The 21,467-nt window shown below is 38.0% G+C and carries 20 protein-coding genes and 1 pseudogene; 14 read left to right on the top strand and 7 right to left on the bottom strand.

Going from position 1 to position 21,467, the window contains the following annotated elements:
* Positions 1-124: 124 nt before the first annotated feature.
* The 3 genes and pseudogenes from A9239_RS18605 to A9239_RS15860 form a co-directional block, all read right to left on the bottom strand.
* Positions 125-536, bottom strand: a pseudogene (locus A9239_RS18605) (IS1 family transposase); the annotation flags it as partial.
* 400 nt (positions 537-936) lie between these two features.
* Positions 937-1,599, bottom strand: a complete 663-nt coding sequence (locus A9239_RS15865; RefSeq protein WP_069575376.1) for a metal-dependent hydrolase — start codon at positions 1,597-1,599, stop codon at positions 937-939.
* A 449-nt stretch (positions 1,600-2,048) separates the two neighbouring features.
* Positions 2,049-2,930: a class I SAM-dependent methyltransferase gene (locus A9239_RS15860; RefSeq protein WP_048121486.1), complete on the bottom strand. Its 882-nt coding sequence runs from the start codon at positions 2,928-2,930 to the stop codon at positions 2,049-2,051.
* 269 nt (positions 2,931-3,199) lie between these two features.
* On the opposite strand from A9239_RS15860, the gene A9239_RS15855 reads away from it, so the two are divergent.
* The 3 genes from A9239_RS15855 to A9239_RS15845 all read left to right on the top strand — a co-directional run bounded on the left by A9239_RS15855 (position 3,200) and on the right by A9239_RS15845 (position 6,445).
* Complete coding sequence (locus A9239_RS15855; RefSeq protein ID WP_048121488.1) at positions 3,200-3,544, top strand: P-II family nitrogen regulator; 345 nt, start codon at positions 3,200-3,202, stop codon at positions 3,542-3,544.
* Positions 3,545-3,554: 10 nt separating this feature from the next.
* Positions 3,555-4,748, top strand: a complete 1,194-nt coding sequence (locus A9239_RS15850; protein ID WP_048123504.1) for an ammonium transporter — start codon at positions 3,555-3,557, stop codon at positions 4,746-4,748.
* Between the two features lie 479 nt (positions 4,749-5,227).
* Positions 5,228-6,445: an ammonium transporter gene (locus tag A9239_RS15845; RefSeq protein ID WP_048121490.1), complete on the top strand. Its 1,218-nt coding sequence runs from the start codon at positions 5,228-5,230 to the stop codon at positions 6,443-6,445.
* 210 nt (positions 6,446-6,655) lie between these two features.
* Here A9239_RS15845 and A9239_RS15840 read toward each other — a convergent pair whose 3' ends face one another.
* On the bottom strand, positions 6,656-7,591 hold the full coding sequence (locus A9239_RS15840) for a magnesium transporter CorA family protein (RefSeq protein ID WP_048121491.1): 936 nt from the start codon (positions 7,589-7,591) through the stop codon (positions 6,656-6,658).
* 314 nt (positions 7,592-7,905) lie between these two features.
* On the opposite strand from A9239_RS15840, the gene A9239_RS15835 reads away from it, so the two are divergent.
* Positions 7,906-8,139 (top strand): thioredoxin family protein, encoded by a 234-nt coding sequence (locus tag A9239_RS15835; RefSeq protein ID WP_048123506.1) that lies wholly within the window; start codon positions 7,906-7,908, stop codon positions 8,137-8,139.
* Positions 8,140-8,316: 177 nt separating this feature from the next.
* Positions 8,317-8,700 (top strand): putative zinc-binding protein, encoded by a 384-nt coding sequence (locus A9239_RS15830; RefSeq protein WP_048123508.1) that lies wholly within the window; start codon positions 8,317-8,319, stop codon positions 8,698-8,700.
* A 288-nt stretch (positions 8,701-8,988) separates the two neighbouring features.
* Here A9239_RS15830 and A9239_RS19745 read toward each other — a convergent pair whose 3' ends face one another.
* A complete protein-coding gene (locus tag A9239_RS19745; RefSeq protein ID WP_176722172.1) occupies positions 8,989-9,147 on the bottom strand; it encodes a hypothetical protein in 159 nt (52 codons plus the stop codon).
* 295 nt (positions 9,148-9,442) lie between these two features.
* Between A9239_RS19745 and A9239_RS15825 the strand changes: the two genes are divergently transcribed.
* The 9 genes from A9239_RS15825 (at position 9,443) to A9239_RS15785 (ending at position 19,801) form a co-directional block, all read left to right on the top strand.
* A complete protein-coding gene (locus tag A9239_RS15825) occupies positions 9,443-10,414 on the top strand; it encodes a permease (protein ID WP_048121493.1) in 972 nt (323 codons plus the stop codon).
* 963 nt (positions 10,415-11,377) lie between these two features.
* Positions 11,378-13,294: an NADH-quinone oxidoreductase subunit L gene (locus tag A9239_RS15820; protein ID WP_069575375.1), complete on the top strand. Its 1,917-nt coding sequence runs from the start codon at positions 11,378-11,380 to the stop codon at positions 13,292-13,294.
* Positions 13,291-14,154, top strand: coding sequence for a respiratory chain complex I subunit 1 family protein (locus A9239_RS15815; protein ID WP_048121497.1), 864 nt, complete (start codon positions 13,291-13,293; stop codon positions 14,152-14,154). The genes A9239_RS15820 and A9239_RS15815 overlap by 4 nt, the downstream gene beginning before the upstream one ends.
* A 14-nt stretch (positions 14,155-14,168) precedes the next feature.
* Positions 14,169-14,639: an NADH-quinone oxidoreductase subunit B family protein gene (locus A9239_RS15810; protein WP_048121498.1), complete on the top strand. Its 471-nt coding sequence runs from the start codon at positions 14,169-14,171 to the stop codon at positions 14,637-14,639.
* Complete coding sequence (locus tag A9239_RS15805) at positions 14,632-14,985, top strand: NADH-quinone oxidoreductase subunit C (protein WP_230628923.1); 354 nt, start codon at positions 14,632-14,634, stop codon at positions 14,983-14,985. Before A9239_RS15810 ends, A9239_RS15805 begins: the two co-directional genes overlap by 8 nt.
* Before the next feature lie 22 nt (positions 14,986-15,007).
* On the top strand, positions 15,008-16,084 hold the full coding sequence (locus tag A9239_RS15800) for a nickel-dependent hydrogenase large subunit (protein ID WP_048121500.1): 1,077 nt from the start codon (positions 15,008-15,010) through the stop codon (positions 16,082-16,084).
* Between the two features lie 13 nt (positions 16,085-16,097).
* Positions 16,098-16,469, top strand: a complete 372-nt coding sequence (locus A9239_RS15795; protein ID WP_048121502.1) for a 4Fe-4S dicluster domain-containing protein — start codon at positions 16,098-16,100, stop codon at positions 16,467-16,469.
* A gap of 452 nt (positions 16,470-16,921) precedes the next feature.
* A complete protein-coding gene (locus tag A9239_RS15790; protein WP_048121504.1) occupies positions 16,922-17,365 on the top strand; it encodes a hypothetical protein in 444 nt (147 codons plus the stop codon).
* 696 nt (positions 17,366-18,061) lie between these two features.
* The gene (locus tag A9239_RS15785; RefSeq protein WP_048121506.1) at positions 18,062-19,801 is read left to right on the top strand and encodes a DEAD/DEAH box helicase; all 1,740 of its coding nucleotides are present in this window, start codon (positions 18,062-18,064) and stop codon (positions 19,799-19,801) included.
* Between the two features lie 221 nt (positions 19,802-20,022).
* Here the strand turns inward: A9239_RS15785 and A9239_RS15780 are convergent, their stop codons facing one another.
* Both A9239_RS15780 and A9239_RS15775 read right to left on the bottom strand, forming a co-directional pair.
* A complete protein-coding gene (locus A9239_RS15780; protein WP_048121508.1) occupies positions 20,023-20,385 on the bottom strand; it encodes a sulfite exporter TauE/SafE family protein in 363 nt (120 codons plus the stop codon).
* Between the two features lie 214 nt (positions 20,386-20,599).
* Positions 20,600-21,310 (bottom strand): class I SAM-dependent methyltransferase, encoded by a 711-nt coding sequence (locus A9239_RS15775; protein ID WP_230668910.1) that lies wholly within the window; start codon positions 21,308-21,310, stop codon positions 20,600-20,602.
* Between the last annotated feature and the right edge of the window lie 157 nt (positions 21,311-21,467).

The following is a 21,467-nucleotide window of genomic DNA, read 5'->3' as shown; positions in this document are numbered from 1 at the left end:
ATACATTCATCTACAGCTTTTAAAAATTCATCATTCTCAAACTATTTAGCAAACCAAGAGTCGTCCTATTTTCTTGGTTTTGTTTTCTTCCACTATCTTTTTCCAGAAACTCACATACGTTTTGTTCGTCCATTTCTATCTTGGGTACATTCAGGTCTTTCATCATACTATCATTTACTTTATCGCATTGCTCAGCTACACGAGCTAACCATCGCTTTACACTAGCAGATTCTACCTCTAAAACATCGGCAATGGCTTCAATGCTCATTCCTTTCATAGACATTTTCAGAGATAAATCAATAGTTTGCTCATCTTTACGGTTTGCTCATCTTTACGAAGATCGTGATAAAAGGTACCTGTTAATCATTGAATACTTTGCCACATTGATGGCAAACATATCTTCTTGTTTTCTTTCCACGACTTATGTAAGTTCCATTTCCAGTAATATTGCCTTGGTTAGTAAAACCATAGAGCTTGCAGTTTTTGTTCGGACAAGCAACGTCAAAGAATTGTGGTTTTGGACCTCGTTTTCCCATAAACATATGATGTTAAAATATATAATACCAATCGGATACAAATTGACCATCTATAAATCCAGAACCAGATAAATTCCCCTGACAAACGGAGGCCCAGCGTATTATGATACAAGAAGGTTCTCACTAGCTATTTGGATGAGTTCTCCTCTTGCATCATTTTCTTTTGTTCCTTTTATGCCTTCAATAGATTCATTGATTAGCTAGTGTTCTGGCAACTTAATTACGATACACAACGTAGACAATTTCTCATCAGCATAAAGTGATTTTATGATACACAACGTAACAGTTTCTCATCAGCATAAAATGATTTTGAGTTTAGTCAGGGGATTCATAATAAAATGGTTGAGATACTAGATGGCAGAATGACTCAGGAAGCAAACGTGCTTTAGCCACTGGTAGCTCACAGTGCTATAATGGCTCTTACAGAAAGTAGTCCAAACACCAGGAAACCTATGATATAAAACACGGTTGTTTCTATAGTCGGTTTTTCAGCATTCTCTATTTTTATTTCCTCATCCTTAGAGACGGTTTTGTTCAACTTGTTTTTTAACCAATTTAAAGTAAAAATAACTACTACCGCCATTCCTATTATCTCAGGAATAAAAGTGCGTTCAAGACTAAAACCTTGTGACAAGTTAAGTGTAAAAGATTCTTTGAATAGCATTAATAAGAATGCGATTCCATTAGAAATGTCGTCTTTCGGAAAACTCCATCCAAGTAGAGGCCAGAATAAGGTTTTTGGAGTATTCCACATCTGATCTTCCATAAGATGGAAAAAAGAACCTGACGCAAGGGTAATAATTACTATATCGTTTCTTTTATTATAGAAATATAAACCTATTAGGAAGAGAGTAATAGAAAATAATAATGTATGGCTTATCATGCGTCCATTTGAAATTGTTGATGCAAAGACAATCAGTCCTAATGGTTTATCTATCAAATCAGGCAGAAGAGCTCCAATAACGAGATACCTTTTGTCTATGATAGTTTTTAACTGTGGTGCAATATATGAGAATACAAAAAATATTCCAAGTGTAATACCAATATGTCCAAAGAGCAGCATGGTAACACAAAGAAATCCTTACTAAATATATAAAAATGTTCGCATTGAATAAAATAATCAGTTAATTATAGTCACGAGGCTAAATAATGCAACTGCTCAAATGAGATACAATGAGATTTTTGCTGCAACAATTACAGGCGTGACTATAAATGATAAAAAAATAACAGATAATACTGAGATTATTCTGAATTAATATTGTAACTATTTATCCTATCTAAAACAACATCATTAGCCATCTTTATTAAGAGTCAATAGACAAATTCCTGTAAATTGCTTTTTTAGGAATGGTAGCGATTGACTGTGTTTTTTCATTGGTCATAAACTATTTCTCTGATACCTTATATTCGTTAGAATCAATATCAATAGACATATTTAGATAGGTTAAATAGTTACATAATACTTGTTATTGTGACTAAACTTACTCTATAGGATTTATTTTTTATACAGATTTAGTCTCTTTTTACAGCTTTCATAATCGCTGCCCCTTCCTGGCTCTCAACCTCTACTGCGAAGCCAACGTTTTCGAAAAGCTCTTGCCATCCGGCTTCCGAGAGTTGAGGCCCGTGGTGGTGGTGTTCTGCAAGCGGTTCAACTGCTATCAACAGGCCGCCATTTTTAAGCACTCTCTTGATCTCGAACAGAGCAAATTTAATGTCTTCCAGGTGGTGAAGCATTAAAAAGCAGGTAGCCACATCCATTGAACCAGCTTCAAAAGGAAGGGCATAGGCGCTTCCGGTTTTGAATATCACATTCGACACGCCAAGGACATCAGCATTCATCTGCGACTGGCCTGTAAGAGAATCATGAAGATCAATTCCATAAACCTTCGAATCAGGATTGTTTCTTGCAAGCTCTATGGTAAGGCTTCCAAAGCCGCTTCCGATATCGAGAATCGTTTCTCCTTTTATGTCAGGAAGCACAGAAGGAAGCACTTTTGATCGAACGCGTACCATGTGGTCTTCAGGAAACGTTGCTCTCTTTGCTTTTTCTGCATCTATTTTCATAAAAGGCAGGATAGCATAGACTTTTGATCCGTTGATTGCCATAAGTCCTCTTACGTAAATTCTGTCAGTTTCGGTTACGATACGTTCAACAATCGAAACTCCGACATCCCTGCAAAAACGCATATTCCATTCTTCCCTGTTCTCAGGGAACTGAATATTCAGGGGAGTATGGACTATGATATAATGAGAATACTCCGGCTTGAAATAATCTGACATGGATTCAGGTTCATTCAGGCAAATTTCACTGATACTGTCTCTGAAAAGGGAAAGAATTTGCAGAGAAGTCTCATCAGCCTCGCTTTTTACACTTCCAATTTCTCCGAACATATCTCTAAATTTGCTTTTACTAAATAAAAGCTCTCTGACAGGAATATTTGAAAACAGGAAAAGGAACTCACACCAGATAACCAGAATTCCTATTTTTAAAATACAGTAACAAGATAGGGAATCGAAAAACTGAAAATAGATTCCTTAATTGGAGAAAGACCCAATTTACTTTAGCGTTTTTTTGGATGAGACTGCTTTAATATTCAATGGCAATATAGGCAGATTTAAATATCAAGAAACCGGATACAAGATACCTATTGGTGGTCGTGATGAAATACATAATTGCAATGATAAGGCCGGAAAGGCTCGATGCAGTCAAACGAGAACTTCAAAAACTTGAAGTAAATAGACTGACTGTATCATCGGTTGCCGGCTATGGTGCGCAAAAGGGGCATTTAGAAATTTACAGGGCAACTGAACACGAAGCAAATCTTCTTGAAAAAGTTAAGATTGAAATTGCAGTGGAAGATCAGTTTCTGCAATCGGTTATTGAAGCCATAAAAACCGGAGCAAAAGGCAAGGACGGTTACATCGGAAGCGGCAAGATATTTGTGCTTCCTTTAGAGAATGTAATGCGGATTCGGACAAACGAAACCGGACCAGATGCTCTATGAGGGAATGAGTATGGCTATTGAAGCAGCAGACACTGTATGGGTACTAATCTCGTCTGCACTTGTATTGTTAATGCTTCCCGGACTTGCACTGTTCTATGGTGGGCTTGTCCAGCGTAAAAACGTTCTGAGCAGCATGATGCATTCATTTGTTGCGATGGGCGTCATGGCTCTGGAATGGGTATTGATAGGTTACTCGCTTGCATTTGCAGATGGCAACTGGTTTGTAGGCGGCCTTGGACATGTATTCCTGAAAGGGATAGATGTATATTCAGTGACTGGCACAATTCCGACTTATGCATATGTTGCGTTTCAGGGAATGTTTGCAATAATTACACCTGCTCTGATTTCAGGTGCAATTGTAGGACGTGTGAAGTTTAAATCTTATATTGCATTCATTGCACTATGGGGACTTATCGTATATGCACCTGTCTGCCACTGGGTCTGGGGCGGTGGGTTCCTAACTGGGGAAGCTCTTGATTTTGCAGGCGGTACAGTTGTGCACATAACTTCAGGTATCTCCTCACTTGCAATTTTGACATACCTTGGCAAAAGACGCGGTTTTGGAGTAGATCCACTAAAACCACATAATGTTACTTTGACGCTTCTTGGAACCGGCCTTCTCTGGTTCGGATGGTTCGGGTTTAACGCAGGTTCTTCACTTGCTGCAAACGAGATTGCATCCCTTGCATTCATTACAACGCTTGTAGCTCCAGCAGCTGCAGGATTTGTCTGGATGGCCCTTGAATGGCATCACTTAGGGTATCCAACTGCTCTGGGATTTGCAACAGGGATTCTAGCCGGACTTGTCGCAATAACTCCAAGTGCAGGCTTTGTCACACCAATGGCAGCAATTCCTATAGGTGCGATCACAAGTTTCGTATGCTACAACGCTGTAGGACTCAAAGAAAGACTTGGATATGATGACTCGCTGGATGCCTTTGGAGTACATGGTGTAGGTGGAATAGTAGGTGCACTTCTAGTAGGCGTATTTGCAAGTGTAGGAGGAACTGGCCTCTTGCTTGGAAATTCCAGCCAAATGTTAATCCAGCTTCAAGGCGTTGTCGTCACAATTGTTTATGCAGCTGCCGGGACTCTCCTTATTGGATTCATACTTAACAAGACTATAGGGCTTAAAGTCAGCGAAAGTGAAGAAAACATAGGACTTGACAAAACACAGCATGGCGAAGTTGCATATAACATTTGAGTACAGACTGTGAGTACAGGCAAAAATTTACTGTACTTTTTTAATTTTTCCGTGATCTTGAACATTAGGAAAAAATCTATACAAGCATACAATCAAGAGTAAGACCCTAAAGATGAAAGTAAAGGAATGCAAAAACAAGACATGAATTCAAAAACATGATTTTTGAAGAAAACTCAGTTTCATGGATGGAGTAGTGTTTACATGAAACTGCCGTTTTCTTTTGTTATCATCCCAGATAGTTTGTCATCATCCCATACATTTTTGTTTTGAATTACTTGTTTTCTTGCTTTTCCGCAATGATAAATCCCATCTTTAATCGTGATGATAAATCCCGTATTTAATCATGATTTCTCGCAGAATTACATGAAAATTCAATTTTGTGTAATCTGAAATGGAAATTTATATGTACAAGAAACTAGGAAAAAGGTAAGATCTTTGAGATTTCCTAGTTATTGTATAAATATAGATGGGATGATATTATGTTAAATACCGGCTCTACAGGCTTTATGCTGCTTGCGACAAGTCTTGTAATGCTAATGACTCCTGGTCTGGCATTCTTCTACGGAGGACTTTCCTGTAAGCGGAATATTTTAGGAATTATGATGCAAAGCTTTGTTTCGATGGGAGTAACAACTGTTTTATGGTTTTTTATCGGATATTCTCTATGCTTCAGTGGAGGAGAAGGCGCAATCATAGGAAACCTGGACAAAATGTTTTTACACGGAATTACCCCGACTACAATAATCAAAGGTATGGGGTTCCCGGAAATTGTATTCGTGGCTTACCAGATGATGTTTGCAATTATAACCCCGGCTCTGATTACGGGAGCATTTGCAAACCGGGTTACTTTTAAAGCTTATCTTATTTTCCTTGTTCTCTGGCAGCTTTTTGTTTACTATCCTTTTGTCCATATGGTCTGGGGAGGCGGTCTGCTTGCACAGATGGGAGTTCTTGATTTCGCAGGCGGAATCGTTGTCCATGCTACAGCCGGCTTTGCAGCTCTTGCTTCGGTCTTTTACGTAGGCTCAAGAAAGTATAATAAAATAACAAAACCAAACAATGTTCCGTTAATGGCTATCGGAACTGCTCTTCTGTGGTTTGGATGGTACGGCTTTAACGCCGGAAGCGAACTCAATGTAGATGGGATTACTTCACTTGCGTTCTTGAACAGTGACATTGCAGCCTCTTTTGCAGCAATAACCTGGATGACAATGGAATGGTATAAGGAAGGAAAACCAAAGTTCGTAGGGCTTATGACAGGAGCAGTTGCAGGCCTTGCAACAATTACTCCGGCAGCAGGTCTTGTTTCTTTACCCGTGGCTGCACTAATGGGAATCCTCGGATCAGTTGTCTGCTACTTTGCCGTACATCTTAAAAACAAAATGGAATGGGACGATGCTCTTGATGTATGGGGTGTCCATGGAATTGGGGGCGTTACCGGCACAATTCTACTTGGAGTCTTTGCCTCGACGGCTATAAACCCGGTAGGAGCTGACGGACTGCTTTACGGCGGCACAGCATTTTTTATTAAAGAAGTTGTGGTTGTTGCAGCTACTTCAGTCTATGCATTTGTGTTTACCTACATTATGTTGATGCTAATAAACACAGTAACTCCGGTCAAAGTTACGGACGAAGAACAGCTTATAGGCCTGGATATTTCTATGCACGGAGAATGTGCCTACGACACTATTCACTGAGAAAAACAGGTTATTCAATTAACGAAAAAGTTAGGGGCCCTCCCAATTATTTTTTCTTTTTTTTCAGCCCCTTATTATTACTTTGAATAGTTGTTATTCAGAATAGTTTTTTCAGAATATTTCTTTTCTTAGAACAATTTTTTCTTAGAACAGTTGTTTCCTTAGAACAATTTTTTCTTAGAATAGTTGTTTCCTTAGAACAATTTTTTCTTAGAACAGTTGTTTCCTTAGCATTGTTATAGCTAGAATCAGCGAGAAAAACAATGTCATTATGAAAATGATCACAAACGCATGGGGGTTATTCTCGAAAGGGACGTCAACATTCATTCCAAAAAAGCTTGCAACCATTGTTGGGACTGACAGAACGATTGTTACTGAAGTCAGGAATTTCATGACAATGTTTAAATTGTTGGAAATAACCGAGGCATACGCATCCATTGTTCCGGTCAGGATATTGCTATAAATATTTGCCATTTCAATCGCCTGCTTATTTTCTACAATAACATCTTCGAGAAGGTCCGTATCGTCAGGATACATCTTAACAGGAGTGGACCTCAGGATTTTCTCAAGGACTATTTCATTGCTTTTTAAAGATGTAGAGAAATATACAAGGCTTTTTTCCAGCTCAAGAAGCTGGATTAATTCCTTATTTTTCAGGGATTTATGCAATTTGGATTCGATTTTATCACTTGCTTTATCGATATGCCTGAGATATTGAAGATATAACTTTGAGTTTCGATACAGGATCTGTAAAAGAAAACGTGTTTTTTTGAACGTATAAAAGGATTTTATTCTCTGGTCGATAAAACTTTTAATAACGTAATTCTCCTGAAGAGAGACCGTTACGATGTTTTTGCCAGTAATTATAATCCCAAGGGGAATTGTATAAAAAATTCCTCCGTCCTGCAAGTTAGCACTCGGTACAGGTATATCTATTAATACAACAGTACAGCCTTCATCAACCTCAATTCTGGAACGTTCCTCTTCATCAAGTGCAGCTTTAAGATGTTCAGCAGGAATATTCAGGTCTTTTGAAATGAAAAGAATTTCCTGCTCGTTTGGATTTACAAGATTAATCCATGCGCCGTCTTCAACCTGGTCAAGAGTTGTCAGTCCGGAATCTGTCGATTTAAATATCTGAAGCATGGATGTTCCTCTCCCTGTTGGCAGTATAGAATACATTCACTCAAAATGAGAATAGAATTTACAGGGCTTCAAGCAGAACGCTTATCTATAAATATATTTTCATAATAAATATTTTTTGTGTGTTTGTTAATGTACTAAACTTTCTCTTCTCTTTGTTTTCCTGTTTATCCTAATTTCTTATTCGAAAATGCCTGCAAGGATAATTAAATTTGAAAACTAATCAGGCAGGGTTTAATTCAAATTGTTTTGAAATAGGAAATTTTATATAGGTTGCTTCAAACATGTTTGAAATAAGGAATATTGAGGTGAATACGATGAAAATCGAAATACTTGGTACAGGATGTTCAAAATGCAATAAAACAAAAGAAATGGTAGAGAAAGCTGTAAAGGAAACAGGTATAGATGCTGAAATTGTCAAGGTAGAGGATTTCGATAAAATTCTGGGATACGGAGTCATGGTCACTCCTGCTCTTGTAATTGACGGAGATGTTAAAGTCGCGGGTAAAGTTCCAAGCGTCGATAATATCAAAAAATGGATCAAAAAATAAACCTGTCGAAATGGACTAATGAATCAAAAATAAACCTGTCTAAATGGACTGAAGCATTAGCCCGGAACTAAAAACTAAAATAATAGTTTCTTTAGGAGAAATCCAGGATTACAGTTACATTGAGAGAAATCCAGGATACAGTTACTTTAAGATAAATCCAAGGTCAGTGTGAAAAACATGCCAGAAGAAACAAAATGTGCATGCGGCTCGGCAAATGTGGCAATTTTCCCATGTGTAGGAGCAGCAAATGTTGGCCAGCTCTCAAACAGAATCGCAATAGAGCTCGAAAAGCAGGGCATAGGAAATCTTATGTGCACTGTCGGGATCGGTGCAAGAGCTCCGGGACTTATGAAGTCTGCCGAAGCTTCTGATCGTATTATCGCAATTGACGGTTGTCCTGTAAACTGTGCCAGCAAGACCCTTGAACTTGCAGGGTTTAAAGTTGATAGACAGATTGTAATCTCCAAACTTGGGATCAAGAAAAGCAAGGAAAAAGATCTCAAAGACCAGGAAGTAGCAGATACTCTTGGAAAAGTCATGGAAATCCTTCAATCCGAGTGATCTCACATTTTAATCTTTTATATTTTAATTTGAAGTCCTTCCCTTTAAATCTACAAAAATCGCTCTTTAAAAAAAATTGATGAGAGAAATTTCAGCTTGTTTACAGGGTTTTTTAACCATTTTATAGAGAGTTTTTGTCACTAAAACTTGTTGGTATTAATTTAGTCATTTTAACCGGTTTTAATGGCCGATTTATCTTTTTATTCAAGGAAAAGAGCCAGCAAGGCTTTGAAGGGAATTATAGAGTGAAAAAAGTAAAAGTAAATTGCAATATATCTGAAAATAGACTCACTTGCAGCAGTCGCATCTGCTACACGAAGGAAGAAGATTCTTGTTGCTGCTTTCTACTTCCCAGCATCCAAAACAGAGCTTTATTGTGCCAAGTTTCCTGTGATTTGCTCTAAGAAGTGAGGTTTCATCCTTTCCGCAAATAGAACATTTAACCATACTTGAAACCCTCAGTTAGTGCATTTACAACTCAGTTTTTAACGTTTGAGCTTTAAATTTAACGTTTGAGCTTTAAATTATTGTTTTCGTACCAGTATTGAACGTCGGTGTGACAATATCTCTCGGTGTGACAATGTCTCAATCTAATTTCACTCTAATTCAGGTATTATTATAAATATTTACTTAGAGCGACAAATTTATATTTTGTAATAATCATATAAATATATATTGATATAATATAGCATAATATGAGAATCACAAAAAAAGTGTGAATAACTGGAAGAAGGAACTCAAAATGGTCGATATATTTTACCCTCTTCAATGGATTGCAGACAAATTGACATACGAGGTTTTCGGGATTGCACCCGATACGCACCTTGCAGCAAGTGTTAACTTCATTATTTACGATGTGATGAAAATTTTCTTGCTGCTTGCAATGATGATTTTTTTCATTTCTTACCTCAGGACCTATATTACTCCGGAAAGAACCCGTAGAGTACTTGGAAATAAAAAAGGGATTAAATATCACATTCTTGCATCTCTTCTCGGGACAGTAACTCCTTTTTGCTCGTGTTCATCCGTTCCGATTTTCATTGGGTTTGTAGAGGCAGGCATACCTCTTGGAATTACTTTTTCATTCTTGATAACCTCACCTCTTGTAAATGAAGCTGCAGTTGCTGCTCTCTGGGCAACGCTCGGCCTTAAAGCAACATTAATCTATATAGTATCAGGAATTATACTGGGAGTTCTTGGAGGTATTCTAATTGGCTTCCTTAAGCTGGAGAGATACGTAGAGGATTTTGTTTATAAGATAAAAGTGGGACAGCAGACTGCAAACCCCGAAGAGTTAACAGTAAAAGAACGAGTAAATACTGCCTTTGAAAACGTAAAAGACATCGTGGGAAGAGTATGGATCTATGTAATTATAGGCGTTAGCATAGGAGGTATTTTCCACGGATATGCACCTGAGGGAATTTTAGAGAAATATGCAGGCAAGGATAACCTGCTTGCAGTGCCGATTGCCGTTCTGATTGGAGTTCCGCTGTACTCAAATGTTATGGCAATGATTCCTATCGTAGAAAGCCTGATTGGGAAAGGTCTTCCCATAGGAACTTCTCTTGCGTTTCTCATGTCCGTTACAGCTGTTTCACTGCCTGAAATGGTTATTCTTAAAAAGGTGCTGAAAAAAGAGCTAATAGCAATCTTTGTCTCAATCGTGGCAGTTTCGATAATTCTCACAGGATATCTATTCAATATACTGCTATAACCAATATAAGCTCCTTTCTTCCTATCTTTTTACTTTATTTTTTAATTAAGAAGCATTTCTGAAATAAGCTATCAAGTTCTTCTCTATATTCGTAGTATAATTGTACCTATACTACAGTACAATTATCCCTTATATTACAGTGCAATTATCCCTTATATTACAGTGCAATTATCCCTTTTATTACAGTGCAATAATCTCTTTCCGTATATAATGCAATTCATTTAAAAAACATATTCCAACTATTATAAGAATTATAAGAAAATTAATATATTAGAGATATCAAGATTAATATAAATATAAAGATAAAATCACTTTCTTTAAATATCACCTTGTTATATAAATTATTGTAATAATTTGATATTATTATTTGTCGTTTATTTTGATGTTTTAATTTAAAACTGTGATTTTCACAGGTTACTCAATAAATGAGTCTCAGGAGCAATACAAAAGTAAATTAAAATCAGTATGTTTAAATATAGCTTTGTTCATGCTAATTTATACTACTTAAGTAGTACTGGGATTATTTGGTAGTATCTATTGACACTCAGTAATATTTATAACGAGGATGTAAACAAGAAAAAAACAATATTTGGGGGCTATTTTGTCCATTATTCTCGTTAGTAATATAAAAGTAAAAAGAAAATCACTATCTTTAAATATGCCTTTGTAATAATAAGAATTGGCAACATGTCGAATTTATATCGATGTTATTCGCATATTATTATTTCTTGTAATTTTGATATAAGAATACTATAATATTTGTGGAATATTAGTCCATATTCTTATATACTCAGGAATTGCGCAGTTGGACTGGGAAATCAATATATTAAGTTATTCGAGTATATAGAAAATAGGTTATAAAAACGTCCAAAATATTGGATTCTATTTTTCAGCTGCATAAGTTCCAGCATTATAAGTTGAGAATAACAGATCGGAGGATTAATAGATCGGAGGATACGCTGTATGATAGAAAACACCGTTATGCTATTAATTATAGTACCCCTACTGTTTTCGTTATTATTTATAGCCCTTCCCAAATCGCTATACAAGTATCTGGCTTGGGCTTTTTTCATAATTGGAATAGCTTTATCCGTTAGTTTAGTATTAGGTGGTACTGGAGTAGTCCCGGTTGAGGGACCAAATTTTGCAATGTATGAAAACATTGTCCTTGTACTCGAAGTACTGGTAATACTATATATTCTTGCTGTGTCAGCAAAATATAAAAACTGGCCTACACTTGGACTTGGAATAATTTCAGCAGCCTTATTTGCTTACACTTATGCCAATGTTCCAGGTGCTGAAAGTGCTTCTTTTAATATTGATCAACTGTCTCAGCTCATGATATTGATTGTGAATATAGTCGGTACTGCGATTATTTTATTCGCAACTGGATACATGGATCAGTATGAAGAGCACAGGCATCTTAATAGACAAAGGACATTTTACTTTACAATGAGCTTCTTCCTGGCAGCCATGAATGGTCTGGTAATGTCTGACACACTAGGATGGCTGTATCTTTTCTGGGAACTAACAACTCTGTGTTCATTCGTGTTGATCTCATATAACATGGATGAAGAAGGAATAAACAACGGTTTCAGGGCTCTGTCCTTAAACCTTGTCGGCGGAGTTGCTATGTCCATAGGCATAATTCTGCTTGCAACTAAATATGATATAAATTCCCTTACTGGGATTGCAACTTACGCTGGAACTGATGCAGTAGCGCTGGCCGCTTTAGCCCTTCCTGTTGCTTTACTCTGTATTGGAGGCTTTGCGAAATCTGCTCAGATGCCCTTCCATAGCTGGCTCTTGGGTGCAATGGTAGCTCCAACTCCTGTTTCTGCTTTACTGCACTCAAGCACGATGGTAAATGCTGGTGTGTTGTTAATTGTCAAGCTTGTACCAGCTTTTGCTAATACATCCCTCGGAACAGCTATTGCAGTTTACGGTAGCTTCACCTTCGTTATCTGCTCAGCTTTAGCCTTATCTCAAAGAAACGCCAAAAGAGTGCTTGCTTATTCAACTATTGCAAATCTAGGATTAATTATCGCAAGCGCCGGGATAGGCACACCTCTGGCTGTAGCTGCTTCGATGATGCTTATTCTGTTCCACGCTATATCAAAAGGTCTCTTATTCCTGTGCACAGGTGAAATTGAGCACACCATAGGAAGCAGAGATATAGAGGACATGTCAGGATTAATAAAGAAGGCTCCTCTTCTCACCTCCATTGCAGCTCTGGGAATGATATCCATGCTATTACCTCCTTTCGGAGTATTGCTTACAAAATGGGTATCAATGGAAGCTGCTTCAAACAACCCTGTTGTGATAATATTCATAGTACTTGGAAGTGCACTCACCACAGTTTATTACTCTAAATGGCTTGGAACAATCTTATCATCCAGCATGGATAAAAACGCAGTTCCCCATAAAAAACTGGAAACATATTTCCCACTATCGGTTCTTGCGTTATCCATTATAGGTACAAGTATCTTTATATTTTCAATATACAACTACTTCGTCGGACCTCAGGTCGAAATTCTACTAGGAAATGTTCCTAATATTACAGGACCAGTTGGACAATTTACCTCTGAAATAGGAGCATTTGATTATGCAGCAGTATTCGTAGTGCTCGCTCTGGCTATTCTGATCTACCTCGCTACCAAGAACACCACAACTCGTAAAGTTAACTTCTATATGTGCGGGGAAAACAACCTTGAAAAAGACGGGTTAATGTTCAGAAATGGAGTTTGCGATTACGAAAAATGCAGTGTCTCCAACATCTATCTTCAGAATATTTTTGGAGAAAGTAAACTTACAACATTTGGATATGCAATTTCCATAATTCTGATTGTAATTGCATTAGCAGGAGGAGTAGGATTATGAATGATATTCTAACAATTATTCTTGTCTTAATTGGTGCTCCTATCCTCGGCTGTTTAGCCTCAGGAATAGACAGGAAACTCACTGCAAGATTGCAGGGTAGAGTAGGTCCTCCTCTTTTGCAGCCATACTATGATGTTAGGAAGCTCCTTAGCAAAGACAACATAGTTGTAAATCCATCTCAAAACTTTTACGTAATTGTGTACCTCGCCTTTATCATTTTGAGCCTTTTGATGTTAGTTTTCAAACAAGACTTCTTGATGATAATATTCGTCTACACAGTAGCTTCGGTAGCTCTAGTTGTAGGAGGAATGAGCACCGGTTCTCCGTATGCTAGAATAGGAAGTTCAAGGGAAATAATGGCTATACTGTCCTATGAACCAGTTTTAATTTTATATGCTCTTGCAATCTACTTGCTTACCGGCACTTTCAAGTTATCAGCTCTGTTAGATGCATCATCCCCTCTGCTAATGTATACGCCTCTTATATTCATAGCAATGATAGTTGTTTTGAATATAAAATTGAAAAAATCACCCTTTGACTACTCAACCTCTCACCATGGTCATCAGGAACTGATTAAAGGTATGACGACTGAATATGGAGGGCCAGGATTTGCCACCATTGAGATCGCACACTTTTATGAATACGTGTTCTTAACTGGACTCATATTCTTATTCTGGGCATCAGCCCCAGTAATAGGTGTGCTTATAGGTATCATTGCTTACTTGCTTGTAATTGTTATAGATAACATTACTGCAAGAGTGTACTGGCAGTGGATGCTCAAACTGAGTTGGACAATCCTGCTAGTAATTTCGCTTGTGAACATAGCATTCCTGTACGTTAGTGGAGTCAAATTAATTTAAAAAGAGGGACACTTATGAGTTTGGCAAAATCCCCATGGATTATACATGTTAACTGTAACAGTTGCAACGGTTGTGATATTGAAGTAGTGGCCTGTCTTACTCCCCTATATGATGCTGAAAGATTTGGCGTTATAAACATTGGTACTCCCAAGCAAGCTGATATAATGGTGGTTACAGGCTCAGTGAATTATAAGAATGTAAATGTGCTTAAAAACCTTTATAACCAGATTCCTGATCCAAAAGTAGTTTTAGCTGTAGGTGCCTGTGCATCTACAGGTGGGATATTCCATGATTGCTACAATGTGGTAGGTGGCGTGGATCAGGTCATACCAGTAGATGCATATGTTCCTGGATGTTGCCCAAGACCTGAAGCCATACTTGACGGAGTAGTAGCAGCACTTTCAATACTTGAAAATAAGAAGAAAGGGAACATCAAAGGAAAAGAAGTAAAATTGAAAGGAAACGAGGTGCCATCAAATGCTTGATAATGTGATTCAAAATATAACAGAAATAAAAAGCAGTGACGAACTGCTAAAAACTGTTGAAGGTTTAAAAAGCGATGGCTATCGATATTCTACGATGATATGCCTGAAAGCTGACGAAGGCCATGAATTGATATATATCTTTGAGAAAGATAACAAATTAAAGAATCTAAGGTACTTTGTAAAACCAGGTGAGAAACCCAAGAGCATGTCAGGCATTTATTTATGTGCTCTTTTGATCGAGAACGAGTACCAGGATCTTTTCGGATTGACTTTCGAAGGTTTAGCAATAGATTATAAGGGTCACCTTTACCTGACACCAAACAGTCCAAAAGCTCCCTTAGCCTAAAGCAATTTGAGAGGAGAATCACATGACAACCATAATACCATTTGGTCCTCAGCATCCCGTTTTACCTGAACCAGTGTCATTAAAACTTGAAATTGACAACGATGTTGTTGTTGGAGTACTTCCATCATTGGGCTACGTTCACAGAGGGCTTGAAACATTTATAAACACAAAGGACTTTAACCAAACCACTTATGTTTGTGAGAGGATATGCGGAATATGCAGTGCTCTCCATGGTATAACTTATACACGGGCAGTCGAAAAATTATTTGACACTGAAATCCCTGAAAGAGCACAGTATATAAGAGTAATAGTTGGTGAACTGAATAGACTTCACAGTCACCTCCTCTGGCTTGGCCTGTTTGCCGATGGTTTTGGGTTTGAAAGCCTCTTTTACGAATGCTGGAAGTACAGAGAAGAAGTACTGGATGTAGCGGAAAGAATCTGCGGAAACAGAGTCATACATTCAATATCCAAAGTCGGAGGAGTTACCAAAGATCTGACTAAAGAACATATTGATATGCTTTTGAAAATGTGTGATTCGCTGGAACCTGAAATCAAAAATGTTGAAAAAGTTTTCGTAAACAATTACACAGTTAAGCAAAGACTTGTGGGATTAGCCACAATGTCAAAGCAAGTCGCATACGAAGCTGGAACAGCTGGCCCTACACTTAGAGGAAGTGGGAACGCTATCGACGTGCGGGAGACAGCAGACTGGGATATTTATAAGGATCTCGGTTTTAAAACGGCTGTTGAAAAGGATGGAGATTGTTACGCCAGAACTAAAGTAAGAATCACTGAGCTATTAAATTCTCTGACTATTATAAGAAATGCAATCTCCAAGATGCCTGATGGTGAGATTGAAACACGTATTAAAGGCTTCCCTACTGGAGAAGCGATTATGAGAACAGAGCAGCCCAGAGGTGAAGTTGTATACTATGTGAAAGGTAATGGTACCAAAAAACTGGAAAGACTTAAAGTAAGGACACCTACCTTTGCAAACATACCTTCACTGTTACTTATGTTACCGGGCGTCAAACTCGCTGATGTGCCTATAGTTGTACTTACTATAGATCCCTGCGTTAGCTGCACTGAAAGATGAAGAAGAGGGTGATATGATGGGTATGTTAAACCTTGTACTAACAAATATTTCTCGTAAACCTGCTACCAGACTTTACCCCTTCGAGATAAGGGAACCTTTTAAGGAGTTCAAAGGAAGAATTGTTTTTAACCCTGAAAACTGTATTCTCTGCGGGCTATGTCAAAAGAAATGTCCACCTGACGCAATAACAGTTACTAAGGCCAATAAAACATGGGAACTCAATGTATTTAGATGCATTATGTGCACTGAATGCGTTAAGGGCTGCCCAAAAGGTTGCCTATCAGTCTCCAACGAAAGAGCAAAGACTGGTGCTAAGGAATTTATTAAGATAGCAGTTCCAATAGTAGACAAGCCAAAAGCTCCAAAAGCAGCACCTTCAAAATAAGAATTAATTTTTAAATTAATTCCTTTTTGATACTGCTTTTTAATTTTTTAAATTTTTACTTGAAAAACAATACTGAATGTTCTCCGGTCGAAATTTGGCAGTTAAGGAAATCCCTTAGTGGATTTCCCAAAAGCCATTCAGGCAGAAAAGCATTTTTCTCTTGACTTCTGTATTCTCTTGACTTCTGTATTCTCTTGACTTCTGTATTCTCTTGACTTCTATTTTAAATGAGGAAAAATAACTAACGGATGAGACAAACTACGGTAAGTGTGAATACATTCGGTCAAATGAGAATTTAAAAAAATATGCTCCGTGTTTTACTTCTTAAGAAAAATCCAGAAAATATATTATAAAGCCAGAGAATTTAGTTAAGCATTCCAGAGAATTTAGTTAAACTTTTATTCTTTCCTCTTACATGTTAATAATGAAAAAAAGGCAAAAATGAACCGGAGATGAGCTGGCTGACGAGTAAAATTCCTTTTTCCAATACAGGGCCGGAAACTAATTTTGATAAACAATGGGCTTTTGAGATTGCTTACTTTACTCAGCATATAGGGACTGATCTCAGGAACCTTGGGGATCTTCTGAATTCAAGGGATTATGTTGAGTCACGTTTCCTGGTCTCAGAAATGAAGCAGAGAGCAGAGTATGAAAAAACTGTTCAGCCCGATTTCAGGACTTCGGAAGGCCTTCTAAAAGCCCGCAAGTTGTTCAACAGCTTTCTGGACGAGTGTGTTAATTTTGCCGAGCTTCTGAGGATCACAACAATACAAGAAGAAACCGGGTGTGAAGAAGTACTGGATAAGCCCGAACAGATCAGGAACTCGATCGAGCGGATGAGCCTTCTTAAAGAAATGTTAACTGATGAGCTTTGTTTTCACGGCTGGTATTACTGAACAAGCGGTATCTGAACATTTTCCCAGTCTTGTAATCAATACATAAGCTGTATTAATCACTGCTATACCAATCACTGCTTAGATCTGTGTATTAATCACTACTTTCACCAATCACTGCTTAGATCTGTGTATTAATCACTACTTCCACCAATAACTGCTTATACCTGTGTATTAATCACTAATTAGACCTGTATGTAATTGTCTACCTATAAACGGTTTTCCCAAAAATCGATAGCATCTGGCTCAGGGGGCTTTTCGGGAGGATAGAAAGCTTTATTATTAAAAACCTCATTAGGAGGGTTGCAAAGGGTTATATACAGGAATGGGTAACAGGGTAGCTATTCAAGTTAAAGGTTATCTAACCTAATATTATTCAATTAATAATTCCGTCTGCCTGTATCACAGGGAATAACTCAAAAAAGCGTCCGGAACTTATCCAAGAAAATCGAATTTTTGCTGTATAAGTTTTATGTATCTCGGTTGTGAATTTCCCTGGTCCTTAGGCATCTTCTCGCATTCCCGGGGAATATTAACCATTTATACAGCGTGTTTACCTGTTTTTAGCTGGTATCATGTACTGGTTTCAATAAATGGCCTCTTCCGCAAAGGATACTGACGGGTATGCGGCAGAGTATGTAAGCAGCAGACCTGCAAATTGAGCGATCTGTAAAAAAATGTTAATATTAGAGTGAGTACATGGAAAAATTAGCAAAATTTAAGGCATTGGGGCTTTCAGACAGTATGTTAAAAGCCCTTAAAAAGAAAGGGTTTGAAGAACCAACCCCAATTCAGGAAAAAGTCATCCCGCTTTTTATGAAAGGAGAATGTGATATTATAGGGCAGGCTCAGACCGGAACCGGGAAAACAACGGCTTTCGGAGCCCCCATTATAGAAAAAATTCCGGAGAAATCAGGAAAGGTACAGGCGATAGTCCTGACCCCGACTCGAGAATTAGCAATCCAGGTCTCAGAAGAACTTAACTCTCTGAAAGGAGACAAAAAGCTACATATTGTCCCGATTTATGGGGGACAGTCCATGACCCAGCAACTCAGAATGCTGAAAAGCGGAGTTGATATTGTCGTGGGAACTCCAGGAAGAGTCATCGATCACCTTGAGCGAAAGAGTTTGAACCTTAAGGACATCGCGTATTTCGTACTGGACGAAGCTGATGAAATGCTCAATATGGGCTTTATTGATGATATTAAGGAAATATTAAAGGCAACCGGGCCTGATAAGAGAATGCTTTTCTTTTCAGCTACAATGCCAAAGCCTATCCTTGGCATCATCAAGAAACACATGAAGAACTATGAACATGTTGCAATTAAGAAAGAAGATCTTGATGTAAACCTAACTGAGCAGATTTATTTTGAAGTCAAGGAAAGCGACAAATTTGAAGCCCTGTGCAGGATTATCGATATTGAAGACGAATTCTACGGGCTTGTGTTCTGCAGAACAAAAACCGATACCGCGCAACTTGCCCAGAAGCTTGGAGACAGGGGATATGCAGCCGATGCACTGCACGGCGATCTTTCCCAGCGTGAAAGGGAAAAGATACTGAACAGGTTCAGAAAACAAAAGATAAATATCCTCGTAGCAACCGACGTTGCAGCTCGAGGTATCGATATCATGGACCTGACCCATGTAATTAACTATTCCCTTCCGCAAGACCCTGAGTCCTACGTACACAGGATCGGAAGAACCGGCCGGGCAGGAAAGCAGGGAACTGCAATTACTTTCGTTACATCCACGGAATACAGGCGGCTCACTTACATAAAAAAGACCTCAAAGTCCGAAATGAAAAGAGGCAGAATTCCCGAGATAAAAGATGTAATAAAAGCCAAAAGGGCAAGAGTAAAAACCGAACTTGAAGAGACTATAAAAACTGAAGACTACGGCGACTGCCTTGAGATGAGTGAAAAACTCCTTGAAGAATACCCGGCCGAGAAAATCCTGGCTGCCCTCCTGAAGTATTCTTTCAAAGAGATGTTCGACGAAAGCATGTACACAGAGATCTCTGGAAGTTCATATGTCGACCGGAAAGGCAAAACCAGGCTTTTCATCGCAATGGGAAAAGCTGACGGCATGACCCCTGAGAAGCTGTGCGAGTTTATACAGGAAGAAACCGGAGAACACGACCTGAAAGTCAGAGATGCAGAAATTTTCCCGCACTTCTCCTTCGTAACCGTACCTTTTGCTCAGGCTTCAGCCCTGCTTGAAATTTTCAAAGACAAAAAGAGAGGGCGAAAGCCCTTTATAGAGCTTGCCCAGAAATCAAAGAAAAGAAGCTCAAAGAGTTCGGATGACTATCGCGGTGGCACTCGCAATGGATCTCGGAATTATTCGCGAAATGATTCCTGGAATGGCTCTCGCAATACGAACAGCAAAAGTTATACAAGAGATACACGAACTGCGAAGAAAAAATATTCTTCGTACTAATTCCATTTCTTTTTAAGGAATTCAGGGGCTACAAAGCTTCAGTAATTTAGATAAATTCTGAAAGATTCTGAAAGCATTAATTTTACCCCCCTAATCCTTTATTCAAACCTCGGGTTTTTTACTCAGACCTTTAGTTTATTTTTCGGATTTACGTTGAAATCAAAATCAATAGACTAAATATTGATAGACTGAATAACTACTGATATTCTTAGGTAGAATTCTTATTTTCCCAAAAAGGTCTTTATTCCTATTAGAATAACAAATATACCAAAAGCCTTTCTTAGCACATCCATTGGGAGCGTATTTGCGAATTGTGCTCCGAATTTAGCACCAATAACCATAGCAATACAAATGATTATACCCGCATATAAATCGGTGTTTCCCCTTTTATAGTATTCAAGAAAAGCAAGTATGCCAACAGGTGGAAGCAGTGCGACTAGAGAAGTTCCCTGGGCTTTTATTTGAGAAAATCCCTGTAAAACAACTAGTGCAGGAATAATTATAACCCCACCACCAATCCCAAAGAGTCCACTTAAAATACCTGCTACAGCACCAATCAGTAAATAAATTATTAAATCTTCCATAAACAGTTACCATCCAAAGATATTTATAAAGACCGTTTTTTAGATTCCTTTTTCGTCACAAAAACAGATGTAGAATCAGTATTAATATCATTTCATTAATAAAAAAATTTTCTTGTTGTCAGAAAGATAGAGTTCATAAGCTAATTGGTGTAATTTTAATCCTGTAGTAGAAAAATAAGAAAGAATAAGGATAGAATAAAAACTCGAAAAACGATTATTTGATGCAATAAAAACCAGCCTGCATATAAGAGTACCAGAATAATTCCACGGTTCTGAAGCCTGCTTCCCTTAAGAGTTCAAGGTGTTCTTCAACAGTTATTGGAAAATATTCTGTATCAAAACGCTTCAGATGCTCCTTTATTTCTTCATCAGTTCTGCCATGGGCTAACTGAAAATTGCGCCAGTACCTTTTCCCTGCAAGAATTCCTTCTTCTGTTAGCGGTCTGATATTTTCAAATGTAATATAAACTCCGCCTTCTTTTAGAAGATTATAACACATACCAGTGGCCTTGACCCTTTCTTCACGGCTAAGATAGTGATGGCACTGTATCGCAGTTATAATGTCCGGTTTTTCCTCCAAATCCTGAGAGAATTCCTGAGTAGAAGAAGCTTTCAGGAGTTCCAGCCGGTCAGCAGGGCAGGATGATAGTTTTTTCCTTGCCTGATTCAGCATACCTTCTGAGGGATCAAGTAAAAGAAACTTTGTAGTCGGAAATTCCTCAATTGCTTTATTAACCAGAGATCCTGTTCCGCATCCGGTATCTAGCCAAATTTTTGGGATTGATGGCATGGACTTGATGAAATTGATAGTTTCCTGATGAAAGCAGGAGTAGTAAGGGAGTACTCCCGAAATTCGAGAATCAAAGTCCTCAGGAAGATGAGGAGTGGCATTTTGGGCAGGTTTTGCAGAAGTCATAGGAGTCATGTTACTGGGGTCCTATTTAATTGTTATCGAGCTGAAAAGTTATTACCTTTTCTTGGAAATGAGGGTAATTAATTGTTTTCATAAAAAATCACTAATTTTTCATCCAAACCTCATTAAAGAATAAAAAGTAGAAATAAAGCCTAAAAAATAGAAATAA

The organism is Methanosarcina sp. A14, assembly GCF_001729375.1.
In the GTDB taxonomy this organism is placed as follows: domain Archaea; phylum Halobacteriota; class Methanosarcinia; order Methanosarcinales; family Methanosarcinaceae; genus Methanosarcina; species Methanosarcina barkeri.
Note: the sequence above shows the minus strand (reverse complement) of the source record. Positions and strands in the feature narration are given on the sequence as shown.